The 4,725-nt window shown below is 68.3% G+C and carries 6 protein-coding genes; 3 read left to right on the forward strand and 3 right to left on the reverse strand.

Features of this window, described 5'->3' with window-relative positions; all coding sequences use genetic code 11:
• Positions 1 to 47: 47 nt before the first annotated feature.
• The 3 genes from TVH25_RS20830 to TVH25_RS20840 all read right to left on the reverse strand — a co-directional run bounded on the left by TVH25_RS20830 (position 48) and on the right by TVH25_RS20840 (position 2,299).
• Positions 48 to 722, reverse strand: a complete 675-nt coding sequence (locus TVH25_RS20830) for an IF2 family translation initiation factor (protein ID WP_296551291.1) — start codon at positions 720 to 722, stop codon at positions 48 to 50.
• 88 nt (positions 723 to 810) lie between these two features.
• A complete protein-coding gene (locus TVH25_RS20835; protein WP_422425373.1) occupies positions 811 to 1,374 on the reverse strand; it encodes a CsbD family protein in 564 nt (187 codons plus the stop codon).
• Positions 1,375 to 1,474: 100 nt separating this feature from the next.
• Entirely contained in the window at positions 1,475 to 2,299 is an 825-nt protein-coding gene (locus TVH25_RS20840; protein WP_169620930.1) for an alpha/beta hydrolase, read from the reverse strand.
• Between the two features lie 152 nt (positions 2,300 to 2,451).
• Here TVH25_RS20840 and TVH25_RS20845 point away from each other — a divergent pair, with 152 nt between their 5' ends.
• From TVH25_RS20845 to TVH25_RS20855, 3 genes are all read left to right on the forward strand, one after another.
• Positions 2,452 to 2,835: a nuclear transport factor 2 family protein gene (locus tag TVH25_RS20845; protein WP_169620931.1), complete on the forward strand. Its 384-nt coding sequence runs from the start codon at positions 2,452 to 2,454 to the stop codon at positions 2,833 to 2,835.
• Positions 2,835 to 3,815 (forward strand): alpha/beta fold hydrolase, encoded by a 981-nt coding sequence (locus TVH25_RS20850; RefSeq protein ID WP_296551287.1) that lies wholly within the window; start codon positions 2,835 to 2,837, stop codon positions 3,813 to 3,815. The genes TVH25_RS20845 and TVH25_RS20850 overlap by 1 nt, the downstream gene beginning before the upstream one ends.
• Before the next feature lie 36 nt (positions 3,816 to 3,851).
• On the forward strand, positions 3,852 to 4,725 hold an 874-nt coding region (locus TVH25_RS20855; RefSeq protein WP_422425374.1), incomplete at its 3' end, for a DUF6777 domain-containing protein.

Below are 4,725 nucleotides of genomic sequence, written 5' to 3' on the forward strand. Positions count from 1 at the left end.
CGGCCCCCGGCCCCCCCCCCCGCGCCCCGGGGCACTGTCGGTTTCTGCTACTTGGACTGCCTCGAAGCCGAACGCCGCGAGGATTTCTCCGCGTCGGCGAGGTTGCCCACCTTCTTGGCGTCCTGCTCGGCCTTCTTCGACTCGAGTTTCTTGGCGACGGCATCCTCGAGCGCGATCTTGGCCGGTTCGGATGCCTGCTTCTCGGCCTCTCGAACGGCAGCCTGCTGCTTCCGCTTCGCCGCTTCGGCGGTCTGCTGCTGCTTCTCGGCCTGCCTCGTGGCCTGCGCGGTCTGCGCTGCCTTCTTCTGCGCGGCTTCCTGTGCGGCCTGCTTCTCGCGCTCGTCGCGCTGGGCTCGCGCCTGTTCCACGTCGCGTTCGCGTTTCCGTCGCGCCTCCTCGCGCTCGTCCGCCGCGCGTTCGTGCGCGCGCCGCAATTCCTCGTCCGCAGCCCGCTTTTCGTCGGCCGCCTGCCGGTCGAGTTCTTCGGCGCGGATGACGGCCTGCGCGCGTTCGTTGGCCAGCGCCCCGCGTGTGGCGATGTCCTCGTCTCCCACCACACTGCCGACAATGCCGTCGAGCATGCCGAGGCCGCGCTCGTACATCAGGCGCGGTGCCGCGTCGGACGGGAGGAACCGCAACTGCTGTTCGATCACGCCCAGGGGGAATCGGGCGATGCGATATTGCAGTCGCAGAACGCTTTTGGGTAAGGCGGTCAGATTCATGGGCACATCTCCAGTCTCCGGTTCTGTGGGCCGTACGAAGTGGGGGTCTCGTCGAACACGGTTCGCGGGGTCGCCGCTGACGCCCGCGTCAGCGTTCGTGCTCGTCCAGCGCTTGTCCGAGAGCCTCGGCCCGGCGGCGTTCCTGTTCCGCCTCGAGGCGTGCGCGCTCGGCGTCGGTGACGGCTTCGCCGTGTTCCGCGTGGGCGTCGCCCACGTCTGCGGCAACGTCGGCTGCCTCCGCGTTCTCCCGAGCCCGGGCACGCTGTTCGGCGAGGGCCGCGTCGCGCGTCGCCTGGGCTTTCTCGCGCGCCACCTGCTCTTGTTGCTCGCGTTCGGCCTCGTGCTTCCGCATCTCGGCTTCCTGGTGCGCACGGGTCTCTGTGGCGTCGGCTCGGCGTTCCGCCGCCGCACGTTCCTGGCGGCCGGCCTCGTGCACAGCCTCGAGATGGTCGGTGGCCTGCTTGGCTTCGGCGTCCGCCAGCTGTGCGGACGTGTCCGCTTCCTTGCGCTTGCGTGCCTCCTCCTGCTCGAGGCGGCCTTCGGCGGTCAGGGAGTCGTTGCGGGTGAGCGCTCCGGCTACTTCCTTGAACTTGCCGACCACGGATTTCCTCAACCCTTCACGGGCTTTGTGCGATGCATCCTCTTCGGCCACGGGAACTCCTTCCGATGGGTCCACGAGAAAGTGGCTTTCGGCGGGATAACCGCGAATGGCACGCTTCAATCCTGAACCGGCCGGAGAATTCCCGGTGTCGTCACCCGCCCGTGCGGGCTTCCCCCAGGTGGCTGCGCACGAAATCGAGCACGTCACCGAGAACTTCGTCCCGGTTGGTCTCGTTGAAGATCTCGTGTCGCGCGCCGGGGTACACCTTCGACGACGACGTGCTGCCGGCGAAGGTGGACCAGCCGCTCGCGGTTCCGTCGAGCGGCACGAGGCGGTCGTCTTCTCCGTGCAGCCACAGCACGGGCACGGTCTCGACCGGGCCGGCCGCCGTGACGAGGTCCAGACACGCCTTCAGGGCTTGCACGGTGACCCGCTGGAACGGTCCGTGCCACACGAGAGGATCGTCGATGTACGCGCGTCCCACCTCCGGATCGCGCGAGAGTGTCTCGGGATCGATAGGGGTATCAGGGATCTCGTCCGCTGCCAGCAGCGTGTCGACGACCGGCCACGTACCGAGAACCGGCCCGGAGAGAACGACGGCGGCGAGTTCGTCTCCGAATCGCTGCGCGTACCGTGCGGCGATCATGCCACCCATCGAGTGTCCGATCAGGGCGACGGGAAGCCCCGGGTGGTCGCGCCGGGCGGTGAGATCGAGGCGGCGGAAATCGTCCACCACGAGCTCGAAATCGGGCACGAAGACGCGCTCGCCGTCGCTGAGTCCGTGACCGGCATGGTCGACGGCGTACACCGCGGCGCCGTCGTCGACGAGTCGCGCGGCCACATGGTCGTAGCGGCCGGCGTGTTCCCCGTAGCCGTGGCACAACAACGCGATGTATCGGGGCGTCGCCGTCTCCCATTGCCTGGCCGCGAGCGTGCCGGCGTGTCCGTCGAGGGTGAAGGCGAGGGTCTCGGGCATCGTGCTCCTGGCGTCGCGGGTCGAACCGTCGGTGGTGGGGTAAGCATGGCACGACTGTGGCCCAGGACTGTGTGATCACAGCCTGGTCGGAATGCGCGTCGTGCTCTAGCCTCCAACGTGGAACACGTTCCAGAAATCGAGAGGGCTCACCCATGGCACCCACCCGTGACGCGATCCGCGCCACCGTCGAGAACTATGTCCGGTCGGTCGCGAAGGGAACGGTCGACGATGTGCTTGCGCTCTACGCGCCCGGCGCCACGGTCGAAGACCCGATCGGTACGCCCGTGCGCACCACCGAGGCCGAACTCCGCGAGTTCTACGGTGTGATCGAGCCGATGACGCAGACGGGCGAAGTACTCGAACTCAAGATCGCCGAGAACAACGCGGCGTTCCTCTTCCGGCTCGTCACCCACCTCGGCGAGCAGGATCTGGTCATGGAGGTCGTCGACGTCATGACGTTCGACGACGAGGCGCGAATCTCGAGCATGAAGGCGTACTGGAGCCAGGAGGACATGAAGACCGTTCCGGCGTCCTGATGGCGTCCCGCACCGTCGACGTCGACGGTTTCACGTGGAACATCGACGACACCGGCGACGGCCCCGCCGTCGTCCTGTGCCACGGCTTCCCGGGTCTGGGCTACAGCTTCCGGCACCAGAGTGCCGCGCTTGCCGGAGCCGGATATCGGGCGATTGCGCCCGATATGCCGGGGTACGGCGGCACCGATCGTCCGGCCACCGTCGAGCAGTACACAGCCGTCGCGACCTCCGACCGTCTCGTCGGACTGCTCGACGCTCTCGGGATCGCCCGCGCGGTGTTCGTCGGCCACGACTTCGGTGCGCCCGCCGCGTGGACCACGGCGCTGCGTCATCCTTCTCGCGTCGCCGGTCTGGTCCTGCTGGCCGTGCCGTACGCGCCGGACAGGCTCCGTGCCCGTCCGACGGAGTTGTACCGCAAGATGGCGCGACAGCATTTTCTGCACCTGCACTATTTCCAGGAACCCGGCGTCGCGGAAGCGGAACTCGATCCGCGGGCGCGGGAATTCCTGCAGCGGCTGTTCTTCGCTCTTTCCGGTGAGTACCGGTACCTCGACGTGTGGAATCACCCGTCCGAGGGGAACGGCTATCTCGACGTGCTCCCGCAGGCACCTGCCCTTCCGTGGGCGTGGCTCTCGGAGGAGGAACTCGACACGTACGCCGCGGTATTCGACCGCACCGGCTTCGGTGGCGGGCTGTGCTGGTACCGGGCGTACGACGCGAACTGGCTCGCCTCGGCTCCTTACGAGGGCGCCGAGATCACGGTGCCGACGCTCTTCGTCGCGGGCGACCGGGATCCGGTCGTCACGATGTCCGGTCCTGGAGCGCTCGAGCGGATGAGCGCCGCTGTGCCCGACTTGCGGGGCATTCATCTTCTCCCCGGAGCCGGACATTTCGTGCAGATGGAACGGAAGGCGGAGGTGGACGCTCTGCTCCTCCGCTTCGTGTCCGACGTCGTCTCGCCCGCGGGAAGTGCCGAATAGCCATATCTCCGTACGCCATCGCCCTAACATGGCGACGTGGCCACCGACACAGTGCGTGGATTCGGGCTGGTGCTCGCGCTCACCGCGACGCTTGTGGCGGGCGCGTGCACATCGGGCGGTTCGGAGGAACCCCCGACCGTGCGACTCCAGGTGGCGACGTCGCAAGGCGAATATCCGTGGACCGGCCGACTGCTCCCGGCGCAAGCGCCCGTGGCCGTACCCCCGCCCGCACGCGATGTCGTCGAGACGGCCGGCGACCCGGTGGCGGCGGACGGCGCGACGCCCGCGGTGTCGGGTGACCGGGCCGCTCTCTACGGCGGGAGCCTCGAACGAGATCTGTGTGACCGGAATGCACTGGTAGACACGCTCGAAGGTGACCGCTCCAAGGCAGACGCGTGGCGGGACGTCCTCGAAGTCCCCGACATCCGGGGGTATATCGCCAAGCTCACCCCGGTGCTGCTCCGCGCCGATACGCGCGTCACCCTCCACGAGTACGAGGACGGCGTGGCACGACCCGTCCAGTCAGTACTCGAGACGGGGACGATCGTGCTCGTCGACAACCGCGGAGTCCCCAAGGTCCGATGTGCCCGCGGAAATCCCCTGTCGTCGCCGGTGCTGACAGAAGGTGCCGAGCTCGAGGGCCGAAGCTGGTCCGGCCTGAATCCCGAACGGCTGTTCGTCGTTCAACCGGCGGCCCAGCCCATCGAGGAGTTCCGGGTCGTCGACATCATGACCGGTGGCCTCCTGCCGGTCCGGATCGGAGAAGGCAAGCAGGCGCCCGCGCCCCCTCCGCCACCGGAGGTCGCGCCGACGGAACCCGAACCGTCTCCGTCGCCCGAGCAGCGTGCACAGGAGCAGCGACCGCAGCCCGCGCCGGCACCCGAACCCGCACCGCCCCCGGTGGCATCGC

It is taken from the genome of Rhodococcus sp. 7Tela_A2, from assembly GCF_049311045.1.
Lineage (GTDB): Bacteria > Actinomycetota > Actinomycetes > Mycobacteriales > Mycobacteriaceae > Rhodococcus.